Raw genomic sequence first — 22224 nt, 5'->3', positions numbered from 1 at the left:
ATGTAGCCGTATCGCCAGAGGACGTTATGGCCTCATCTCAGGCGGCAAGACATCCGAGCAGCTGAGACTACGGCCAAGATTTTGACAGTGCTTCCTCTCCAGCAAGGGAGAAGCCGCAGCTTTCTAAACCAGCCGTGATTGTTCCAGTGCCGCTTCGATGAAGCTGGCGAAGAGCGGGTGCGGCTCAAGCGGGCGCGATTTCAGCTCGGGGTGATACTGCACGCCGATGAACCAGGGGTGGACGTCGCGCGGGTACTCGATGGTTTCGGGCAGCAGGCCATCGGGCGAGACGCCGGAAAACACCAGGCCCGCGGCCTCGAGCTGGTCCTTGTAGTCGATATTGACCTCGTAGCGGTGGCGGTGGCGCTCGGAGACTTCGGTGGACCCGTAGATCTCCGAAATCAGCGAACCGGGCTTGAGCGGATGCGGATAGGCACCGAGCCGCATTGTGCCGCCGAGATCGCCGCCCTTGGCGCGCTTTTCAAGCTGGTTGCCCTTGAGCCACTCGGTCATGATGCCGACGATATGGGTGCCGGTCTTGCGGTCGAATTCCGAGGAATCCGCGTCTTCGATGCCGGCCAGGTTGCGCGCGGCATCAAGCACGGCCATCTGCATGCCGTAGCAGATGCCGAAATAGGGAACCTTGCGCTCGCGGGCGAATTTGGCAGCGGCAATCTTGCCTTCGGCGCCACGCTCGCCGAAGCCGCCGGGCACAAGAATGCCGTTGACCTTTTCGAGCCAGGGCGACGGGTCCTCCTTCTCGAAGATCTCGCTCTCGATCCATTCGAGCTTGACCCTGACCCGGTTGGCGATGCCGCCGTGATAGAGCGCCTCGATCAGCGATTTGTAGGCGTCTTTCAGGCCGGTATACTTGCCGACGATGGCGATGGTGACTTCGCCTTCGGGATTGTGGATGCGTTCGGAGACCGCTTCCCAGGACTGCATGCGCGGTGCCGGTGCCGGATCGATGCCGAAGGCGGCCAGAACTTCGGTGTCGAGGCCTTCCTTGTGGTAGGCAATCGGCACGTCGTAGATCGACAGCACGTCCAGCGCCTGGATGACGGCGGAGGGGCGCACATTGCAGAACTGCGACAGCTTGCGGCGCTCTTCCGTCGGGATTTCGCGGTCGGCACGCACCAGCAGGATGTCGGGCGCGATGCCCATGGCCTGCAGCTCCTTGACAGAATGCTGGGTCGGCTTGGTCTTGAGCTCGCCGGCAGCCGCAATCCACGGCATCAGGGTGAGATGGACATAGACGGCGTTGCCGCGCGGCAGGTCGTTACCGAGCTGGCGGATCGCCTCGATGAAGGGCATCGCCTCGATGTCGCCGACGGTGCCGCCGATCTCGCAGAGAACGAAATCGTAATCCTCGTTGCCCTCGAGCACGAAGTTCTTGATCTCGTTGGTGACGTGCGGAATGACCTGAACGGTGGCGCCGAGATAATCGCCGCGGCGTTCCTTGTCGATGATGTCCTTGTAGATGCGGCCGGTGGTGATGTTGTCGGACTGCACCGCGGAACGCCCGGTAAAGCGTTCGTAATGACCGAGATCGAGGTCGGTCTCGGCACCGTCGTCGGTAACAAACACCTCGCCGTGCTGGGTCGGGCTCATGGTGCCCGGATCGACATTGAGATAGGGGTCGAGCTTGCGCAGCCGCACCCGGTAACCACGGGCCTGCAGCAACGCACCGAGGGCGGCCGAGGCAATGCCTTTACCAAGCGAGGAGACCACGCCGCCAGTTATGAAAACATATCGCGCCATGGGAGTGAACCGATACCCTTAGAATGCTGATTCCGCCACCCCAAAAATCAGATGGCGCATTTTAGCGGTGCATAACAATCGAATTGCCATGAAAACCGCATGAAAAAACCGGCGGTGGCCAGATGCCATCCGCCGGTTTGCGACATTGTCGGCCTTACTGGCCGGTAGGAACGTCGGAGGCCGGGGCCTCGGGTGCAGCCGGGATGTCACCGCCCGCCGGAGCGGCCGCGCCGCCGAGCTGGTCGAGGACGCCGGAGCCGGTGCCCTGGGTCTGGGACGGAATGCGGTCGAGAATGTCGGTCGGACTTTCGCTGTAGCGGGCGAGAATGCCGAGCGCCAGCGATGTGGCGAAGAAGGCCGCGGCGAGAATGCCGGTGGTGCGGGTCAAGGCACTTGCGGCACCGCGCGCCGACATGAAGCCCGAGCCGCCGCCAATACCAAGGCCACCGCCTTCCGAGCGCTGGATCAACACGATGCCGACAAGCGCCAGCACGATCATGAGATGGATAACAATCAAAACGGTTTGCATCGGCTTCTTTCCTGCCCGTTTCGGGCGCAATCTTGGTCCGGTTTTGCGGCTCTTTACACGAGGGCAGCAAGCTTTCCAAGTCCCGACTGGCCGTAACAGCGCCAAGCCGGGATATAATCTCGCTGCCCGATCAGCCCAGGAGGCCGCGACAGGCCTTACAAATGGCGAGGAAGTCGTCCGCTTTCAAGCTCGCACCGCCAATCAGGGCGCCGTCGACATGGGCAACGCCGAGCAGTTCGGCGGCATTGCCGGGCTTGACCGAACCGCCATAGAGCAAGCGCATCGAAGCCCCCTCGCCCGCAAAACGGGATTTCATCTCGGAGCGGATGAAGGCATGGGCTTCGGCGACGTCATCGACGGTCGGCGTCAGGCCGGTGCCGATGGCCCAGACCGGCTCATAGGCAATGACGGTGTCGGCGGCCGTCGCCCCGTCGGGCACGGAGCCTGAAAGCTGGGCGCCCAGCACCTTGAGCGTGTCGCCGGACTTGCGCTCGGATTCGGTCTCGCCGATGCAGATGACGCGGACAAGCCCCGCACGTTTGGCGGCCTCGGCCTTGGCGCGCACGGTCTCGTTGTCTTCGCCATGCAGGGTGCGGCGTTCGGAATGGCCGACCAGCGCATATTCACCGAGACAATCGGCAATCATCTCAGCCGAGATGTCGCCGGTATAGGCACCGCTCTGCTGATCGTGACAATCCTGGGCGCCGATCGACAGCGGGGTCTGTTCGGCGATCGCGGTGGCGACATAGAGAAGCGTCGCGGGCGGGCAGATCAAAGCATCGATCCCGTCGGCGAGATCCGGACCGAGGCCTTCGGCAATGGCCTTGATCTGGTCAAGGTTTTCGCGCGTGCCGTTCATCTTCCAGTTGCCTGCCACGAGCGGGCGAATGTCAGGTGTCATTGTCAATCTCCGGTCCGAATGTCGTGAACGGGGCTTAGCAGACCGGGCTTTATTTGCAACAGCCGGCGACCGGGGGCTGGCGGAGAAGCGCGTCCAGCCAGTTCATTTCAGAACCGTTCAGGCACACCGTACCGGAAGCACGCGATTGTATCTGCCGGGAGCCTTCGGACTGAACCGTCGTTTGCGGTTGGGTTCCAGCCTGGCGACCGATTTCACCAGCAGTTCATCAAGTGGCTGGTCAAACTCAGTCCCGATAATGAAGCATCCAATTCGGCGTATCCGCGCTGTCGAATTGACATTGATCCACGGAATATAGACGCGGCATCTCCTATGGATCACGTCAAACACCGAATCGAGGCCTCCCTGCGCATCCATGCCGGTCCAGGGCAATCGGTCGTTTGAGAAAAGACAACCGGTGACCGACAGGTTAACGATCATACCGGTAAGGGCGATGTAGTGTTTCCCATCCGTGAATGTCAGCTCGACAACGCCCGGACAGCGGGCTCCATAGCGTACATCGGAACTGCGATAGTAATTATCACGTGACTGTTCGGCTTGATTTCCGGTGTCTGAAGCCATGTAGAAACCCCCTATACCGCTGCCTGAGCTGGTACCAATATAGACGACCATCGTGAAAAAATTCTGAACCAAATGCAGCGCGGCCATTCGCGCGTCGGGATAAAATCGAAACCCAAATGAGGATGACCTGCGCAGAGGCTAGCGCTTGAGGAAAGGCAGCCTCTGTAAAAGCGGGATGTGGACCTTCAGCTGGTTGCGTCCGGCATCCTTTGCAGCATAGAGCGCGATATCAGCCTTTCGGTACAAATCGTCCGCGCTGGAGGCGTCGGTTGCCATGCACAGACCGAAACTCATGGTGATCCGACCACAATCGATGTCGTCATTGTGGTTCTTCAGCGGTGTGGATTCGATTGCCAGCCGAATGCGTTCGGCGGTCTGCTTTGCTCCTTCCAGACTGATGCCGTGCAGGACCACTGCGAATTCCTCGCCGCCGATCCGTGCCACAAAGGCGTCCGGGTTCAACGCGGTTTTCATGACGGCAGCCGCGGCGCCAAGCACGCGGTCGCCGACCTGATGACCATAGGTATCGTTGAAGGTCTTGAAGTGGTCAATATCGGCTACCAGGAGCGCGTGGTGCATGGTGTTTGAGGTGTCATCGAAAATCGCCGCCAACCGCGCGTCAAAGGCCCGGCGGTTTGACAACCGGGTGACGGGATCAATGCTGGCGAGGCGCTTGTACTCCTCGAGTTCGGACTTGAGTTGCGCCATCTCATCAGCGCGCTCAACTATCTGTACGAGTATCGTGTCACCTTTCTTCATGGTGTCGCCGGTCGCCGAGGACAGAACCTTGACAAGCCCATCGAGGCGATCGGGGGTTGAAGCGTTCTCGGACATGCGGGACGACGTGTCTCCAAGCAGTGAGGAGTATTTTCGCAGCGCCATTTGTTCCTGTTTGACCAGGTTGATCACGTCCCTCATCTCGCCCGAAATACGCTCGCGGCTCTGGTCGACTGTCCTGATGTCATGGTGGTGCGGCAGAAATTTCCTGCCGATGGCATCCAGCTGTTCCTGGCTCGGCCGCCGGCCGAGTGCCGCGAACTCACGGATCAACGCGGTGTTGGAGCTGTTGAGGAACTGATAGACCAGCTCGTAATTGCGGGGCAGCGAGGAAATGCCACGCTCGCGCATCTTGGTGACCACCGTCATCGCGGGATCGACGCTGTCACCATTCTCCGACTGAACCACGAGGCAATTCACCTAGCAAGACAACAAATATCCAGGACTATTTTAGTCAACACAGATTGAAAGTTTGCTAATTGCCCGCACCCGCGGAGCCGGTGTTTCAGTCCCGGATTGCCGGGAAACGCCCGCAACCAGCCCGGCTGGCGGCGTCCCCGCCGACAGGAGCTTGTGTCACGCCGGGCCAATGCACACGGCACCGAACTGGTCCGCACCATGCAATCGGCGGCGTCACTCTTCATTTCGGGCAAGGATTGGTCTAAAGGGACGAGGGTGTGGTTTGCCTGACCGGGATCCGAGCCGGAATGCAGCCGATGATGTTGTTGCCGCAGGAGCTTTGATGCTTGATATTTTGCGTAGGGGCGCCCAAGGTTGGGTCGCCAAATTCCTTCTGGTCTTGCTGGTCGCCTCGTTCGGCGTGTGGGGCATTTCCGGATCAATCCTGAATGCCGGCAACACGGCCGTAATCACGGTCGGCGAAACAGTGGTGAGCCCGAACGAGTTCCGGCTTGCCTATGACCGGCAGGTCGGCGCGGTGAGCGAGCAGATCGGCCAACGGCTGTCAACCGAACAGGCGCGGGCCTTCGGCATCGAGAACCAAGTCTATTCGCAATTGATCGCCGGCGCGCTTCTGGACGAACAGGCACGCGAGATGAATCTGGGGCTTTCGGATGACCGGCTTGCAAGCCTGATCGCGGAAGACACGGCGTTTCACGATTTCAACGGGCGTTTCGACCGCAACAATTTTCGCCGCGTGCTCAGCTCGGTCGGCATGACCGAGGAAGACTATCTGCGCAGCCGCGGCCAAGTGGCCGTGCGCACACAGATCGTCGAAGCGGTCTCGGATGGTTTTGATGCCCCCGACGCGCTGATCCGGGCGTTGGCACAATATGATGCACAAACCCGTGATGTGAATTACCTGCTGCTGACCAAGGCGAACATTGATCCGGTAGCGGCCCCGAGCGATTCCGAACTTTCGTCTTTCTTCGATGAAAACAAGGCCCGCTACGCGGCCCCGGAATACCGCAAGATCACCTACGTGAAGCTGCAGACCGAAGACATTGCCGATCCGGATGCGATTTCGGCGGAAACCGCACGCGCCGATTACGAGGCACGCAAGGACCGTTACACGACGCCCGAAACCCGGACCATCGACCAGCTGGTGTTCGCCGACCGGGCTGCCGCTGACGCAGCCGCTGCGGAACTGGCAGGCGGAAAAAGCTTCGACGATCTGATCGCCGAGCAGGGCCGCAGTGCAAGCGATGTGCGGATCGGCAGCTTTGCCAAGGCCACCCTGCCCGACCAATCGCTGGCAGACGCGGTTTTCGCAGTGAGCGAAGCCGGAGGAACCACGCCGGTGGTCGACGGTCAGTTCGGCCCGGTGATCCTGCGCGTGGCCGAGATCACGCCGGAAGACGCGAAGAGCTTCGAAGATGTCGAGTCGGAGATCCGCGAGCAACTGGCGCTGGCGGAAGCATCGCAGGTGCTGCTCGATGTGCATGACGCCTATGAAGATGCCCGCGCCAGCGGCATGACGCTGGCCGAGGCTGCCGCCCAGCAAAAGCTCAAGCCGGTGACGATCGACGCCGTCGATCGCAGCGGCCAGACGCCGGACGGCACGGTCGTCAGCGACATTCCGGAATCGCAGGCCCTGCTCCGGGACGCGTTCGAGGCCGAGATCGGCGTCGAAACTCCGCCGATCAACATCGGCTCGGAGGGCTTCGTCTGGTTCGAAGTCAACGAAGTGACGGAAGCCCGTGATCGCACGCTGGATGAGGTGCGCGACCAGGTTGTCGCCGACTGGACTGCGATGAAGACCGCCGAGGCGCTGGACGCCAGGGCGGAGGAGCTGAAACAGCGTCTGGAAAAGGGCGCCGAGCTGTCCACCATCGCCGAAGAACTCTCCGTTTCGGTCGAGACCAAATACGCGCTGACGCGCGGTGACACCGATGCGGTGTTCGGTGAAACTGCCGTGGCGTCCGCCTTCTCCGGTCCCAAGGGGCTGGTTGCCGTGGCAAGCGACGCCTCGGACGAGAACCGCATCCTGCTCAAGGTGACCTCGGTCAACGACGCCTCCACGGTCACCGCCGGTTCGGTGGCGCCGGAACAGCGTCAGCGGGTGTCGCAGCAGATCTCCGACGACATTCTCGACCAGATGGTGGCGCGGCTGCAGTCGGAATACGGTGTGGCGGTCAACCGCGAGCTGGCTGAACGCGCGCTGGCATTCTAATGCATGTCGCGTTCAAATGGGTTCATTTGAACGATGAGCGACATGCATCATTTCAAAGTGTTACAGCGAGTTCTGCGCATCCGGCTGGATGCGTGGCGCTGTAGGGCCAGGAGAACGGGGACCGATACATGGCTGATCTCAAGTCCTTCATCGCCAAGGTGGCCGAAGGTCGACCGCTCGACCGCACCGAAGCCCGCTCGGCCTTTGGCGTGATGATGTCGGGCGACGCCACGCCGTCGCAGATTGGCGGCTTCCTGATGGCGTTGAGGGTACGCGGCGAGAGCGTCGACGAACTCTATGGCGCGGTCAGCGTGATGCGCGAGAAGATGTTGCCGGTCAAGGCACCGGCAGACGCGGTGGATATTGTCGGGACCGGCGGCGACGGGTCTGGGACTTACAATGTTTCCACCGCTGCGGCCTTCATAACCGCCGGTGCAGGCGTGAAGGTGGCCAAGCACGGCAACCGGGCCCTGTCGTCGAAATCGGGCACCGCGGATGCGCTTTCGGCGCTGGGGATTTCGCTCGACCTCGACCCCAAGGGCATTTCGGCCTGCATCGAGGAAACCGGTGTCGGCTTCATGTTTGCGCCGGCGCATCATTCGGCAATGCGCCATGTGGGTCCAAGCCGGGTGGAACTCGGCACCCGCACGATCTTCAACCTGCTGGGTCCGCTCTCCAATCCCGCCGGGGTGAAGCGGCAGTTGCTCGGCGTGTTCTCGGCTCACTGGCTCGACCCGCTGGCGCAGGTGATGCGCGACCTTGGCTCGGAGACCGTGTGGGTCGTGCATGGCGACGGGCTCGACGAAATGACCACAACCGGCACGACACAGGTCCATGCGCTGGAGGACGGCAAGATCCGCCAGTTCGACCTGACGCCGGAAGACCTCGGCCTGCAGCGGGTCTCGCTGGACCAGCTCAAGGGCGGCGACGGCGCGCACAATGCGGCGGCGCTGAAACGGGTTCTGGAGGGCGAGAAGAACGCCTATCGCGATATCGCGGTGCTTAACGCTGCCGGCGCGCTGGTTATTGCCGGCAAGGCCGAAGCGCTCGGCGAGGCGATCGGCATAGCCCAGAATGCAATCGACAGCGGCGCGGCGCGTGCTGCGCTCGACAAGCTGGTCAGCGTTTCGCAGGCAAATGCCCCGGCACCGAAAGCGGGATGATCCAATGAGCGATATTCTGACCAGAATCGAAGCCTACAAGCGCGACGAGATCGCTGCGGCCAAGGCCGCCATTCCATTTGACGAGATCAAGGCGCGCGCCAAGGACAGCAAGCCCCCACGCGATTTTGTCGGTGCGATCGAGGCCAAGCATCGAGCCGGCAGCTACGGACTGATTGCCGAAATCAAGAAGGCAAGCCCGTCGAAAGGGCTGATCAGGGCCGATTTCGACCCGCCGTCGCTGGCGCAGGCCTATGAGGCCGGTAACGCAGCCTGCCTTTCGGTGCTCACCGATGCGCCATCGTTTCAGGGCGCGCCGGAATTCCTCACCGCGGCGCGGGCGGCATGTGCTCTGCCCGCGTTGCGCAAGGATTTCATGTTCGACACCTACCAGGTGCACGAAGCGCGCGCCTGGGGCGCTGACGCGATCCTGATCATCATGGCGTGCCTGAATGATGACGAGGCCAGGCGGCTCGAGGACGAAGCGCATGAGCTCGGCATGGCGGCCCTGATCGAGGTGCACGACGAGGCCGAGACCGAGCGGGCGCTCAAGCTCGACAGCCGGCTGATCGGGGTCAACAACCGCAATCTGCGCACTTTCGAGGTCTCGCTGGCGAATTCGGAGCGGCTGGCGCCGATGGTGCCGGACGACCGCATCCTGGTCGGCGAAAGCGGCATCGGCTCTTTTGCCGATTGCCAGCGCCTGTCTGGCAGCGGCATCAAGACCTTCCTGGTCGGCGAAAGCCTGATGCGCCAGAGCGATGTCACCGCGGCCACTAGAGCGCTGCTGACGGGTGTGGCAACGAGCGCGGCGGCGGAGTGATGGCGGAGGAGAACCGCCCTCGCCTGACCCATCTTGCCGAAGACGGCTCGGCTGCGATGGTCGATGTCGGCGACAAGGCGGACACGGTGCGCGTTGCCGAAGCGATCGGCCATGTACGGATGCAGCCCGAAACGCTTCAACTCATCCTCGCCGGCAACATGAAGAAGGGCGACGTGATCGGGGCGGCGCGGATTGCCGGGATCATGGCAGCCAAGCAGACCGCCAATCTCATTCCGCTGTGCCATCCGCTGGCACTGACCAAGGTCAGCGTCGAGATCGAACCGGACGAATCCCTCCCGGGCCTGCGCGTTCACGCGCTGGCCAAGCTCACCGGCAAGACCGGGGTCGAAATGGAAGCGCTGACCGCAGCGTCGGTCACCTGCCTGACCATCTACGACATGGCCAAGGCGGTGGACCGCGGCATGGAAATCGGCGGTATCAAGGTCAAGGCCAAGTCCGGCGGCAAATCCGGCGACTGGAATCTCGATAGCTGAAGGAAATCACCGATGGCACTGATGCCGGTTGACGAGGCTCTTAGGCGCATACTCGAAGGTGCTGCACCGCCGGCGGAACCGGAAGTGCTGCCGTTGTCCAAGACCTATGGCCGGGTGCTGGCCCGCGATATCCTGGCGCTGCGCACCCATCCGCCCTTCGCCGCCTCAGCCATGGACGGCTATGCGGTGCAGGCGAGCGAAGCCATTGCTGGCGCGAAGCTGAAACTGCAGGGCGAGGCCGCCGCCGGTCATGCCTTTGACGGGCCGCTGGCACCCGGTTCGGCCATCCGCATCTTTACCGGTGCGCCGGTTCCCGAGGGCGCTGACGCGATTCTGATCCAGGAAAATGCCGAAAAGCTCGATGACGGGCTGGTGCTCGTCAACGAGGCGCCTGAGGAAGGCCGCTACATCCGTCCCGCGGGCGTTGATTTCACCGAAGGCAGGACCGGGCTTGCAAAAGGCCGGTTTCTCGATCCCGGCGCGATCACCTTCGCTGCGGCGATGAGCCATGCCGAGCTGCCGGTGGTGCGCAAACCACGGGTCGCAATTCTTGCCACCGGCGACGAGTTGCGCCTGCCCGGCCAGGTGCTCGGACCCGGGCAGATCATCGCCTCCAACACCTTCGGCGTCGCAGCGCTCGCCAAGGCTGCCGGCGCTGAGGTGATCGACCTCGGCATCGCCATTGACCGGATGGACGCGCTCGACGAGGCGCTGGACACGGCCATCGCACAGGAAGCCGATGTACTGGTAACCATTGGCGGTGCGTCGGTCGGCGACCATGACCTGGTGCAAAAGGCGCTGACCGGGCGCGGCATGGCGCTCGATTTCTGGAAGATCGCCATGCGGCCGGGCAAGCCCCTGATGTCGGGCAAGCTTGGCGGCATGCGGGTGCTCGGCCTGCCCGGGAACCCGGCCTCGAGCCTCGTCTGCGCGCATCTGTTTCTCGAGCCGCTGCTCACCCGGCTCGGCGGCTTGCCGGACCCGGACCGGATCAGGACCGCAATCCTCTCCACAGACGTGCCGGAGAACGATCTGCGCCAGGACTATCTGCGCAGCGACCTTGACACCGGGGCCGATGGTGAGCTCATCGCCACCCCTTCACCGCGGCAGGATTCATCGCTGATGAAGGTCTTCGCCGACGCTCGCTGCCTGATCATCAGACCACCATTCGCAGCGGCGGCGAAAGCAGGTTCAACCTGTGAGGTGATGGTCCTGCGAGACTGATCACGGCCTGATATGCCGCTGCCCTGAGCGGCGAAACCTTCCCCTCAGCCCATCCCCGCGGCTGCGGCTTTAATAGCCGACGATCCTCCTTGCTGGCGATCCCTGCCCGTGCGTACGCGCTGATTGAGAAGACGAGACAGGGCCACGCGTTATCTGATCCGCACACCATCAAAGCGGCCGGAACCAATCCGGCGCTGGCGTGTTCAAGTCTCACACGCCTTGAACCGCAGGAGATACCAATGGGCACGATTTTCTTTCTCATGGCACTCACACTTGGTGCTCTCGCCTTCGTCAATCTGGCGTAGCAACAGCTGAGCCCGATTCGTCACAACCAGAGCAGATGCCGGTATCAGTCAGCCAAGCCTGGTGGCATACTGGCGATCGACTGACAGACCCTCGACCCACCGGCAAATGCACACTCACCCGGAAACATGACGCAAGCCAGAAGCCTCCTTCACGATTTCCTTGTCAAAATAGAACGCCTCTGGGACCGATACCGTCCCCGCGATGAAACGCACGAGCCGGTGATTGACACCTATATGGGCTACGCGACGCCGGACGGCTGTGTGCTGCGCGGGCGGGTTCTGGATACGACCTGGTTCTCAAACCGGCTGGAAGCGCCCTCACGGCTGAACGCCATCCGCAACATGGCACGCAACTTCATCACAAACGAGATGCCGGGCGTCCGGATCGTCTCAGGCGACGTGGAAACCGTTACGGACGAGGAAGGCTATTTTCAGCTGGTGATTCCGGCGCTGCCTCCAGGCTGGCAGACCGCCGAATTGTCGCTTCGCGACCACGAGAGCACGGCTCATGCGAGCGTTCAGGTCCCTTCACCAGAGGCAGATATCGGTATCATCTCGGACATCGATGACACCGTGATGCGAACCGGAGCCTATTGGCTGCCGCGCAATCTCTGGACAACAGCCACCACATTTGTCTCCAACCGCGAGGTGTTTGAGGACACCGCTGCCTTCATTCGCCAGAGCCAGGCCGGCATAAACCCGGTGTTCTATGTCAGTTCCTCGCCGTGGAACCTGCATCCCTATCTCAATCAGGTGTTTGATACGCACAAAGTGCCCAACGGCCCGTTCTTCCTGCGCGATCTTGGCATATCGGAAACAAAGTTCATCAAGTCGTCGCACGGCTCGCACAAGGGCGACGCGATCGACACGATCGTGGCGGCCAATCCCGGGCTGCAATTCATCCTGATCGGCGATTCGGGGCAGCATGATGCCATCGTTTATCTCAATGCCATCAAACGCCACCCGGGCCGGATCAGGCAGGTGGTGCTGCGAAGGGCCGGAAAGATCGACGATGCCGATCTCAAGGCCGCCGAGGCGATCCGGCAGACCGAGGTCGATTTCTTCTCCGGACCGAGCCTCGAGCCGTTGCTGAACGGCAAGGGGTCCGGCTGAGCAGAACATCGGCCTGAGAGATCAGAAATCTTTATGCCCTTTTGTGGTGTTGCCCCGGTCATGCAAAAGCCTGGATGCCGGTCTGGGCACGGCCCAGGATCAGGGCATGGACATCATGCGTGCCCTCATAGGTGTTGACGGTCTCGAGGTTCTGCGCGTGCCGCATGATGTGATAGCCGCTCTGGATGCCGTTGCCGCCATGCATGTCGCGCGACTGGCGGGCAATATCGAGCGCCTTGCCGCAATTGTTGCGCTTGATGAGCGAAATCATCTCGGGCGCGAAGCGGTCTTCGTCAAAGAGCTGTCCGACCCGAAGCGCTGCCTGAAGCCCGAGCGCGATTTCGGTCTGCATGTCGGCGAGCTTCTTCTGGTAAAGCTGGGTGGCAGCGAGCGGCCGGTTGAACTGCTTGCGGTCGAGGCCATATTGCAATGCGCGCTGCCAGCAATCCTCGGCCGCGCCCATCACGCCCCAGGCAATGCCGTAGCGGGCGCGGTTGAGGCAGCCAAAGGGTCCGCTGATTCCTTCCACGCCGGGCAGAAGCGCGTCCTCGCCGACCTCGACATTGTCCATGACGATCTCGCCTGTGACCGAAGCGCGCAGCGACAGCTTGCCCTCGATCTTCGGTGCCGAAAGGCCCTTCATGCCCGTGTCGAGGATGAAGCCGCGAACCTTGCCGCCATGCGCGTCCGACTTGGCCCAGACGACGAAGACATCGGCGATCGGAGCGTTGGAGATCCACATCTTGGATCCGGTCAGACGGTAACCGGTATCGGTCTTGACCGCGCGGGTGCGCATGCCGGCTGGATCGGACCCGGCATCGGGCTCGGTGAGGCCGAAACAGCCGACATATTCGCCGCTTGCGAGTTTTGGCAGGTATTTCTGCCGCTGCACTTCAGACCCGTAGGCGTAGATCGGGTAGATGACCAGCGAGGACTGCACCGACATCATCGAACGGTAGCCGCTGTCGATGCGTTCAACTTCGCGCGCCACCAGGCCGTAAGCCACGTAGGAGGCACCGGCACCACCATACTGCTCGGGCAAGGTGACGCCCAGCAGCCCGGCCTCGCCCATTTCGCGAAAGATTTCGGGATCGGTGCGCTCTTCGAGATAGGCGGTCTCGACCCGGGGCGCCAGCCTGTCGGCAGCGAAGGCCGCAGCCGCGTCGCGGATCATGCGCTCGTCTTCGCCCAGCTGGTCTTCGAGCAGGAAGGGATCGGCCGGCGTGAAGGGGTTCGGCTTGCTGGACATTGGGAGACCTCGTTTGCTTGCGTGGACCGGCTGATCAAGCTGATTGATGCAGCAGATCACTGATATGGCGACATTACTGCCTGACAGATAGCCACGAAAACGCTATTGCTTCATGAGTTCATGCAGTGAGTGAATGATATGCGCCAACGCCGTTTCCTGCCCTCGCAAAGCCAGCTGCTGGCGCTCGAAGCCGTGGTGCGGCGCCGTTCGGTGACGGCGGCTGCCGAAGACCTGCACCTGACACAGAGCACCGTGAGCCGGCTGATCCAGTCGCTTGAAGCGCAGCTGGGCCGGGAGCTGTTCACGCGGCAGCGCAAGAAGCTGATCCCGACGGATGCGGCCCTGAGCTATCAGCGCGACGTCTCGCGGGCGCTCGACATGATCCAGCGGGCCAGCATGTCGCTGGTCACCAATCCCGGCGGCGGGGTGATGTCGCTGGCGGTGCTGCCGACGCTGGCGACGCGCTGGCTGGGGCCACGGCTGGGCGGGTTTCTGGCCGCGCATCCCGGCATTTCGGTCAATATCGCCACCCGGATCGAGAAATTCAGCTTCGAGACCGAGATCTTTGATGCGGCGATCTATTTTGGCGAACCGAATTGGCTCGGCGCACACGCCTTCAAGCTGTTTGACGAACGGGTGACGGCCTGCGCCAGTGCGGCGTTTCTAGAGCACAATCCGATCACGGACGCCCGGGACGTCGCCGCTCTGCAGCTTCTGCAACTGGAAACCCGCCAGAGCGGCTGGGACGACTGGTTTGCTGGCCAGACTACCGGCCAGGAGCCGGGAAAGACGGCGCGTTTCAGCGGCGCGACCGGCATGTTGGTGGACCAGTTCTCAATGATGATCCAGGCGGCGATATCGGGCCTCGGGATCGCGCTGCTGCCCGATTACCTGGCCCAGATCGAGATCGCCGAGAACCGGCTGGTGCCGGTGCTCAAGCAGGCCGTGCCGACAAGCGGTGCCTACTGGCTGGTCTGGCCGGAAGCGAAAGACAGCTACGCGCCGATCATCGCTTTCAAGCAATGGCTGGCCGAGGAAGTGAACCGCGACCAGGCAGGCTGAAGCCGCCCTGTTGCGGATGGCTCCGGCTGCGCCCGGGTTATCTGCCCAGGCGGAACCGGGCCTTGCAGTGATTCGCAAAACCATCCTGCCCAGTGCTTTTTCGGCGTTTTGGCGCCCCTTGCCCGGCATTCAGGAAAAAACACCGAAAATTATTCCAATCCGGGGACCCCGGTACTGTTTCACGGGCTGCGGCGGTCCTCGCCCGGCTTCGGTTGCAGTTTCCCGCTTCATTCCCCCTTCGTTCCAAGAGACTTATTTACTCTATATTTTCAGCTATTTAAACTCATGTTGGGGGCTTCGAATGGAAACGGGCCGGCAAAAGCCCACAGCAGGCAACCGGGCTTGATTGTCAATGTGTTGGAGGAATATACCCGCTTATCTGCGCTCAAGTCCCAGAGCGCCACTCAGCGGTGAATGGTCCTGCGATGTTCCTTTATTGTTTCTTTACCTCTTGTAGAACACATATGGAACATGATAGCTAAGTTCTGGTTTTGTTTCACACCAGCCATCGAACCGGCCACCGGGGTATCTGACCAATGTTGACACGCAAACAGCACGAGCTTCTTCTTTTCATCAACGAACGCATGAAGGAAAGCGGGATCCCGCCCTCCTTTGACGAGATGAAGGATGCGCTCGACCTTGCGTCGAAATCGGGCATTCACCGGCTGATCACGGCACTCGAGGAACGCGGCTTCATCCGCCGGCTGCCGAACCGGGCCCGGGCGCTGGAAGTCATCAAGCTGCCGGACAGCTACCAGGCCAATCTGCAGCCGCGCCGGGGGTTTTCGCCAAGCGTCATAGAGGGTGGCCAAGGCAAGCAGCCTGAACCCGCGCGGCGGGCAGAGCCTGCCAATGACGAGCCGTCGCAGGTGGCCGAAGTTCCGGTGATGGGCCGGATCGCGGCAGGTGTGCCGATCTCGGCCATCCAGAACACGACGCACAATATCAGCGTGCCGGTGGAAATGATCGGGCCGGGCGACCACTACGCGCTCGAGGTCAAAGGTGACTCGATGATCGATGCGGGAATCTTTGACGGCGATACCGTGGTGATCCGCAACATCACGACGGCCAATCCCGGCGACATCGTCGTCGCGCTGGTTGACGACGAAGAGGCCACGCTGAAGCGCTTCCGCCGCAAGGGCGCGTCGATCGCGCTGGAGGCCGCCAATCCGGCTTACGAGACCCGGATTTTCGGTCCGGACCGGGTCAAGGTACAGGGCAAGCTGGTCGGACTGATCCGGCGTTATCACTGATCTGCACGGAGTGCTCGGGATACCGGCTATCCCTGAACGGTGCCGTGCAGCGTCACGGGGCTGAGACATTCTCAATCAGGCAGGTCAAAGGTGCCGGTGCGCCAGTCGTAATAGCGCTGCATCGTCCACGGCCGGATAACGCCTTTCAGCGCAGCCTCGATTTGAAAGTCCGGGCGCCTGATGCTGTCTTCGGACGTGTTGCCCTCCCCCGGGATTGGATCGCCATTTGCAGCCGCACCATCCTTGACCGTGATTGCCAGCGAACCGGTTCGGCGCAGCGTTCTGGCCGTGACCAGTGTGGCGCCTGACCGGCAGGCATCGAGATAGACCGGGATCGAAATGACCACCAGATCGGTCCGGTCACAGGCAGCACCGATAAGGGCTGCCTGGTCAATCGCAACGATCCTGACGCCTGAGTGAACAGCGGCGCAGATGCCTCTGCCCGCGCAGTGGAACCGTGAGGTCTGCAGTTCGGCAGAGCTTATCAGGCGATCAAGAATGCCGGCGTTCGGTAGCGGCGCAGGACCGGCTGCCTGACCGGGTGTTGCTGCCCGTACCGCGACAGGTGGAAGATGGGCTGCACCGCGAAGGGCCGTCTGCCACTGTCCGAACACGAAGGACGGTGGCCGGGCTGCGTTGCTGGCGAGGCCGGAAGGTCCTGCCAGTGCAACCAGGTTTCCTTTCTCGCTGACCAGGATATCGGGCGGCTGCCCGGCAAGCGGCGGCGTCGCTAGCGCCAACCCAAGCCCGATCATTACAAGCCCGGCAAGCCGCAGCCAGCTTCTTAAAAACACCAGAATGACGAAACCGGCTCCGGCGGCCAAAGTCGCCGGCAGCGGCATCCGGCCGACGTTCACATCACCGCCCAGCGCGTGAACCCCGTTGGCGACGGCAACAACGCTCTCAAGCCCCTGTCCCATGACGAGAAGGGGCCAAACATCAAGGCCGAGCGGCATCAGCAGCATTGCCACCAGCCCTGCGGGCATCACCACCAATGTAACCAGCGGCATGGCCAGCAGGTTGGCCAAAAGGCCAGCGCCAGCGAGGCGGTGAAAATGGTGCGCGGAGAACAGACCGGTGGCAAGGCCTGCGACAAGCGACGTGATGGCGAGCCCGAGCAGCGCCTTGAGCGCAAAAATCAGTCCCCGCACGAGCCGCGACCGGGTCCTGGTCATGGATTGCGCCGACCGGGCTTTGCGGGCGCGACCGGAGAGAGCGGCATAGGCCGCGATCAGGGCCGCAGTGGCCGCAAACGACATCTGGAAGCCGGGTCCGACCACAGCAGACGGGGAAACGAGGATGATGACGATGGCGGCGAGCGCAACATTGCGCATGGTCAAGGCTGCCCGGTCTGCAAGCACTGCGACGAGCATCACCGTCAGCATCACCCAGGCGCGCTGGGTGGACACGCTGCCGCCGGAAATCAGGAGATAGGCGGTGGCCGTCATCATGGCGCCTGAGGCGGCGAGTTTCTTGACCGGCCAGGCCTCGGCCAGTCCGGGAAACAGTGCCAGGCCCTTGCGGATCCCGATGTAGAGCGTGCCGGCGGCGAGCGCCATGTGAAGGCCGGATATGGCCAGAATGTGCGCCAGCCCGGTAGCGCGCAGCGCCTCCACCGTCGGCGCGCTGATGCCACGCCGGTCCGACACGGCGAGCGCCGCGGCGATGGCGCCGGGATCACCTTGCAGCACCGTGCGGATCCGCTTCGAAATCCGCTCCCGAATCTGCCGCAAGCCATCACTGAAAGCCTGAAACAGCCGGGCCATTGCTGACGCCTGCTCCGGTTGCTGTTCGGTCTGCTCGGGCGCCCGGAAGAAATAACCATGCGCACCGATGCCGTCGACAAAGGCCCGGAAGGCGAAGTCATAGCCCCCCGGCATCACCGGCCCCGAGGGCGCAGTCAATCGCGCACGGCCAGAAATGGCAGCGCCGACGGCTATCGCATCGTGCGGGCTGCGGGCGGTGAGCCGGACCCGCGACGGTGGCCGCCGGATCTCGGGCCCGGAGGTGGCATTGAGCCTGATGAGGTAACGCACCCTGCCCGCAGCATCGAATTCGCGCGCCTCGACGGTTCCCGATATCGTGGTGGTGACATCGGAATCCAGCAGGATGGCTCCGCGGGAGGTTTCAAGCGCCGCAGCCAGCGCACCGATGCAGATCGCCGCAGTGTAGCCCGCCACCAGCGCCGCGCCGCGATGATGTCTGCGTGCGAAGGACGCGACCAGCAGCGCAGCAAGAAGGGCCGCAACCAGGAACAGCAAAGCGGGATTGGCTGGCGACATGTAGAAGAGCCCGGCTCCCGCCCCCATTGCCACGGGCAGGAACAGGAAGGCCAATCCGCGGTCTTTCTCCACGGCAAGCGCCGAAGCGGCTGCCATACGCCAAGACGACAGAGCCGCGCCAGGAGCCAACCCACTGCCCGCTGGTGCCTGAGTGGTCAGGCGGGGGCTGCGGCGGGGAACCGGGAGTGAAGCACCGGTGCCGTCGTCAAGCAGGACAGACGGGCTTTCAGCCGCCGGCATGGCAGTTGGATCGGGTTCACATGTCTCGCGTTTTGCCTGCGTCATGCACGCCTCGCTAGCAGCTTTCGAGACTACCACCGAAACGGAACAAAATGCGACCGCAAATTGCATCCGGACGCACTCAGGTGCAACCGGCACCCGGATTCACGTTACAAATCCGCTTCCGCGTTTGTTACGCAATTCCATGGCGTTAACATATGCTAAAGGCTGTCGCCGCGGCCTCTGCAAACAACCATGCCGCAGTGCAATTAGCAATCCGCATAGCTTGGCACGGTGCAACAAATCATATAGCTAAACCCCTGACGGTCATCCAAGACGGCGGCCGAGTGCCGCACGCCTGCATCTGTGGAAGGACATGCCCATGGCAGACAAGAACGCAAAAATCACTATGGACAACAAAGAGGTCGAATTGCCGATCAAGACCGGCACGATCGGTCCTGACGTCGTCGACATCAGCGCGCTTTACAAGAACACCGGATCCTTCACCTACGACCCGGGTTTTACCTCCACAGCGTCTTGCGAATCCAAGATCACCTTCATCGATGGCGACGAAGGCATTTTGCTGCACCGCGGCTATCCAATCGACCAGCTGGCCGAGCACGGCGACTTCCTGGAAGTCTGCTATCTGCTGCTTTACGGCGAACTGCCGACGGCGACCCAGAAGGCGGATTTCGATTACCGCGTCACCCGCCACACCATGGTTCACGAGCAGATGACCCGGTTCTTCACCGGATTCCGCCGCGACGCCCACCCTATGGCCGTGATGTGCGGCTGCGTTGGCGCCCTGTCGGCCTTCTACCACGATTCAACCGACATCACCGATCCGCACCAGCGCATGGTGGCTTCGATGCGGATGATCGCCAAGATGCCGACGCTCGCAGCGATGGCCTACAAATACCATATCGGCCAGCCCTTCGTGTACCCGACCAACAATCTCGACTACGCGTCGAACTTCCTGCGCATGTGCTTTGCCGTGCCGTGCGAGGACTATGAGGTCAATCCGGTGCTGGCGCGCGCCATGGACCGCATCTTCGTGCTGCATGCCGACCATGAGCAGAACGCCTCGACATCGACCGTCCGTCTCGCCGGCTCCTCGGGCGCCAACCCGTTCGCCTGCATTGCTGCGGGCATTGCCTGCCTCTGGGGCCCTGCACACGGCGGTGCCAACGAAGCCGCGCTCAACATGCTCTCGGAGATCGGCAGTGTCGACCGGATTCCCGAATTCGTCGCCCGCGCCAAGGACAAGAACGATCCGTTCCGCCTGATGGGCTTCGGCCACCGGGTCTACAAGAACTACGATCCGCGCGCCAAGATCATGCAGAAGACCTGCCACGAAGTGCTCGACGAGCTCGGCATCAAGGATGATCCGCTGCTGGAAGTGGCAATGGAACTGGAGCGCATCGCGCTGACCGACCCCTACTTCATCGAAAAGAAGCTGTACCCGAACATCGACTTCTATTCGGGCATCACGCTCAAGGCGCTCGGCTTCCCCACCACCATGTTCACCGTACTGTTCGCACTTGCACGCACGGTCGGCTGGATTGCGCAGTGGAGCGAGATGATCGAGGATCCGAGCCAGCGCATCGGCCGCCCGCGCCAGCTCTACATCGGCGAAGCCTCGCGCGACTACGTCCCGGTGTCGAAGCGCTAACGCGTTTCACTTATCCGGACCGAATCTTGAGAAAGCGCCTCCGGGCGCTTTTTTTGATTCCGTAGCTGTTCATTCGGAATTGACGGCTGCAGGAACGGTGCCATGCGGCGGCAGCACGATCGGATGCCGCAGAGACGTTTCAGCGGCCGGCGAGCACGGAAAGCACTGTTGCGGCGGCCTTTTCAGATGCGGGCACCCCGACTTCCATGCGGGCACGGATCAGGTCGAAATCCGAGAGCATGGCGGCGCGGTAAAGCGTATCGGTGGCGAGCTGGTTGGCCTGGCGCGCCAGCCGCTCGGGCCGAAGCTGATTGTCGTAATACTCGGAAATGACAACATTGTCGGCGATCATGTTCGGCAGCGCGGCGGTCCAGGTGGTGACGAGCCTGGTAAGCTGCCGCGAGACCGGATCAAGCTTGTAGCAGGACATGTGCGGCACCCCGGCAAGCGCCAGCTCGAGCAGCACGGTCCCCGAGGCGGCGATCGCCACATCGGCTTCACCGAAGGCCTGCCACTTGGCCGCGTCGCCGGTCACCACCCTGCAGGGGACATCCCAACCGAGGATCTCGTCGCGAATCTGCGCCTGGACATGGGCGCCCGCAGGCAGCACGAAGCTGATCTCCGGATTGATCGCGGCCAGCGTCTTGGCGGCCTGAGCCAGGACCGGGGCCAGGCGTGCGACCTCGCTGCGGCGGGATCCGGGCAGGAGTAGACACATTGGCGGCCGCCCGGACGAAGGATCCTGCCGGTAGGCCTGCTGCGCCCGGTGCGCCGCCTCGAGTCCGGGATCCTCCATCAGCCGGTGGCCGACATAGGTCAGCGGCGGGCCGCCGAGGTCCTTGACGATTTCGACCTCGAAGGGGAAAACCGACAATACGTGATCGACATAGGCCCTCATCGCCGGTGCGCGTTCCGGCTTCCAGGCCCAGACGGTCGGGCAGACATAGTTGATGATCTTGATCCCCGGCGCTGCTGCTCGAACCTTCCGGGCAACCCGATGGCTGAAATCCGGGCTGTCGATGATCAGCAGGCAATCAGGCCTTGCGGCAATGATGGCGTCCGCAGTCTGGTTGATCCGCATGACCAGTTTGGGCAGCCGGGCAATGACGGCGGAAAAGCCGATGATCGACAGTTCGGTAAAATCAAACAGCGAGGTCAGCCCCTCGGCCGCGAGCCGCTCGCCGCCAACGCCGATCAGCTGCGGCTGTTCGCCGGTCTGGACCGCAAGCTGCCGAACCAGCCCGGCGCCGAGGATGTCACCGGAAGCTTCGCCCGCGACAACGGCCAGCTTCAGCGCTGTCATGGCGACACCTCCTGCTCTTTCGGATCTATCCCGATAACGAAGAGGCCGAGCCGGTCGGCTCCCGCGATCACCTGCTCGCGCTCAAGAACCAGGGCACGCCCGGCTTCCAGAGCGATGCCCGCGAGACCCGCGGCCTCGGCCTTGATCACCGTCTGGGCGCCAATCGATGGCAGATCGGCGCGCAGGTCCTGTCCGGGCTTGCACAGCTTGACCAGGACGCCGCCATGGCGCGAGGTCAGGCGCCCGCTGGCCCGCAGCTCCGCCACCCGCTCCAGCATCGCGTCGGTGCCTTCCAGCCCCTCCAGTGCGACCACGCGGCCGCCGACCGACACCGCACCCTGCCCGACATCCAGCCTGCCAAGCGCAAGCGCGGCGGCAGAGGCGGCACGGATGTCCTTCAGATCGGCCTTTCCCGGCCCGACGCGACCGAGCGGACCGGACTGACCGAGCAGCTCCGGCGCGACCTGCTGTGCGCCCAGAACAGCAACGCCTTCGTTTTCCAAAATCTTGATGACAAAGCGCAACAGCTTGTCGTCACCCGCCGATGCGAGAACCCGCAGTGCTGCAGGAAAGGCAATGAGCGAACGCCAGGTGGGACGGAGTTCGCTGATTTCGGGCCGCCGCCCGATGCCGCCGGCCAGAACGACAGAACCGATACCTTCGCGCCGGGTGGTGGCGGAAAACCTGGACAAATCAGCCAGGCTGATCTCGACCGTGTCGAAGCCGGACCAATCCTGGTCGGCCTCGCCCTTGATGCGGAAAATATAGGGATCATGCCCCAGATCGCGTGCTGCACGCGCAACCAGCAGCGGGAATTGCCCCTTGCCTGCGAGGATCGACAATCGTCCGCTGATGTCCGGCGTGCCGGATGCAGCACCCACCGGGA

At 62.6% G+C, this 22224-nt stretch carries 18 protein-coding genes; 9 read left to right on the top strand and 9 right to left on the bottom strand.

Annotation, left to right across the window (positions count from 1 at the left end; translation table 11 throughout):
- Positions 1–123: 123 nt before the first annotated feature.
- The 5 genes from pyrG to CRO46_RS18050 form a co-directional block, all read right to left on the bottom strand.
- The gene (pyrG, locus tag CRO46_RS18070; RefSeq protein WP_097109202.1) at positions 124–1761 is read right to left on the bottom strand and encodes a CTP synthase; all 1638 of its coding nucleotides are present in this window, start codon (positions 1759–1761) and stop codon (positions 124–126) included.
- Positions 1762–1915: 154 nt separating this feature from the next.
- Complete coding sequence (secG, locus tag CRO46_RS18065) at positions 1916–2290, bottom strand: preprotein translocase subunit SecG (RefSeq protein WP_097109201.1); 375 nt, start codon at positions 2288–2290, stop codon at positions 1916–1918.
- 130 nt (positions 2291–2420) lie between these two features.
- Positions 2421–3191 (bottom strand): triose-phosphate isomerase, encoded by a 771-nt coding sequence (tpiA, locus tag CRO46_RS18060; protein WP_097109200.1) that lies wholly within the window; start codon positions 3189–3191, stop codon positions 2421–2423.
- Positions 3192–3308: 117 nt separating this feature from the next.
- On the bottom strand, positions 3309–3857 hold the full coding sequence (locus CRO46_RS18055) for a hypothetical protein (protein ID WP_097109199.1): 549 nt from the start codon (positions 3855–3857) through the stop codon (positions 3309–3311).
- Positions 3858–3908: 51 nt separating this feature from the next.
- Positions 3909–4955 (bottom strand): GGDEF domain-containing protein, encoded by a 1047-nt coding sequence (locus CRO46_RS18050; protein ID WP_244577957.1) that lies wholly within the window; start codon positions 4953–4955, stop codon positions 3909–3911.
- A gap of 334 nt (positions 4956–5289) precedes the next feature.
- Here CRO46_RS18050 and CRO46_RS18045 point away from each other — a divergent pair, with 334 nt between their 5' ends.
- From CRO46_RS18045 to CRO46_RS18020, 6 genes are all read left to right on the top strand, one after another.
- On the top strand, positions 5290–7179 hold the full coding sequence (locus CRO46_RS18045; protein ID WP_097109197.1) for a peptidylprolyl isomerase: 1890 nt from the start codon (positions 5290–5292) through the stop codon (positions 7177–7179).
- 128 nt (positions 7180–7307) lie between these two features.
- Complete coding sequence (trpD, locus tag CRO46_RS18040) at positions 7308–8342, top strand: anthranilate phosphoribosyltransferase (protein WP_097109196.1); 1035 nt, start codon at positions 7308–7310, stop codon at positions 8340–8342.
- A gap of 4 nt (positions 8343–8346) precedes the next feature.
- Positions 8347–9162: an indole-3-glycerol phosphate synthase TrpC gene (trpC, locus tag CRO46_RS18035; protein WP_097109195.1), complete on the top strand. Its 816-nt coding sequence runs from the start codon at positions 8347–8349 to the stop codon at positions 9160–9162.
- Positions 9162–9656: a cyclic pyranopterin monophosphate synthase MoaC gene (gene moaC, locus CRO46_RS18030; RefSeq protein WP_097109194.1), complete on the top strand. Its 495-nt coding sequence runs from the start codon at positions 9162–9164 to the stop codon at positions 9654–9656. Before trpC ends, moaC begins: the two co-directional genes overlap by 1 nt.
- A gap of 12 nt (positions 9657–9668) precedes the next feature.
- Positions 9669–10880, top strand: a complete 1212-nt coding sequence (locus tag CRO46_RS18025) for a molybdopterin molybdotransferase MoeA (RefSeq protein ID WP_097109193.1) — start codon at positions 9669–9671, stop codon at positions 10878–10880.
- 524 nt (positions 10881–11404) lie between these two features.
- On the top strand, positions 11405–12298 hold the full coding sequence (locus CRO46_RS18020) for a phosphatase domain-containing protein (protein ID WP_179759114.1): 894 nt from the start codon (positions 11405–11407) through the stop codon (positions 12296–12298).
- 58 nt (positions 12299–12356) lie between these two features.
- On the opposite strand, the gene CRO46_RS18015 is transcribed toward CRO46_RS18020, so the two are convergent.
- Positions 12357–13547, bottom strand: coding sequence for an acyl-CoA dehydrogenase (locus CRO46_RS18015; RefSeq protein WP_097109191.1), 1191 nt, complete (start codon positions 13545–13547; stop codon positions 12357–12359).
- Between the two features lie 138 nt (positions 13548–13685).
- Between CRO46_RS18015 and CRO46_RS18010 the strand changes: the two genes are divergently transcribed.
- Positions 13686–14609 carry a LysR family transcriptional regulator gene (locus tag CRO46_RS18010; protein ID WP_097109190.1) on the top strand — a complete coding sequence of 308 codons (924 nt, stop codon included), beginning with the start codon at positions 13686–13688 and terminating at the stop codon, positions 14607–14609.
- A 536-nt stretch (positions 14610–15145) separates the two neighbouring features.
- Positions 15146–15862, top strand: coding sequence for a transcriptional repressor LexA (gene lexA / locus CRO46_RS18005; protein ID WP_097109189.1), 717 nt, complete (start codon positions 15146–15148; stop codon positions 15860–15862).
- Positions 15863–15933: 71 nt separating this feature from the next.
- Here the strand turns inward: lexA and CRO46_RS18000 are convergent, their stop codons facing one another.
- Complete coding sequence (locus tag CRO46_RS18000; protein ID WP_179759113.1) at positions 15934–18216, bottom strand: ComEC/Rec2 family competence protein; 2283 nt, start codon at positions 18214–18216, stop codon at positions 15934–15936.
- Between the two features lie 529 nt (positions 18217–18745).
- Here CRO46_RS18000 and gltA point away from each other — a divergent pair.
- Positions 18746–20035, top strand: a complete 1290-nt coding sequence (gene gltA / locus CRO46_RS17995) for a citrate synthase (RefSeq protein ID WP_097109187.1) — start codon at positions 18746–18748, stop codon at positions 20033–20035.
- Between the two features lie 139 nt (positions 20036–20174).
- Here gltA and lpxB read toward each other — a convergent pair whose 3' ends face one another.
- Together lpxB and CRO46_RS17985 are read right to left on the bottom strand one after the other, a co-directional pair.
- Positions 20175–21338, bottom strand: coding sequence for a lipid-A-disaccharide synthase (gene lpxB / locus CRO46_RS17990; protein WP_097109186.1), 1164 nt, complete (start codon positions 21336–21338; stop codon positions 20175–20177).
- The gene (locus CRO46_RS17985) at positions 21335–22219 is read right to left on the bottom strand and encodes an LpxI family protein (protein WP_097109185.1); all 885 of its coding nucleotides are present in this window, start codon (positions 22217–22219) and stop codon (positions 21335–21337) included. The genes lpxB and CRO46_RS17985 overlap by 4 nt, the downstream gene beginning before the upstream one ends.
- Positions 22220–22224: the final 5 nt, after the last annotated feature.

The sequence above is a fragment of the Parahoeflea halophila genome (genome assembly GCF_900220985.1).
GTDB lineage: Bacteria > Pseudomonadota > Alphaproteobacteria > Rhizobiales > Rhizobiaceae > Hoeflea > Hoeflea halophila.
The sequence above is the reverse complement of the archived record's forward strand: the minus strand, read 5'-3'. Positions and strand labels throughout refer to the sequence as shown.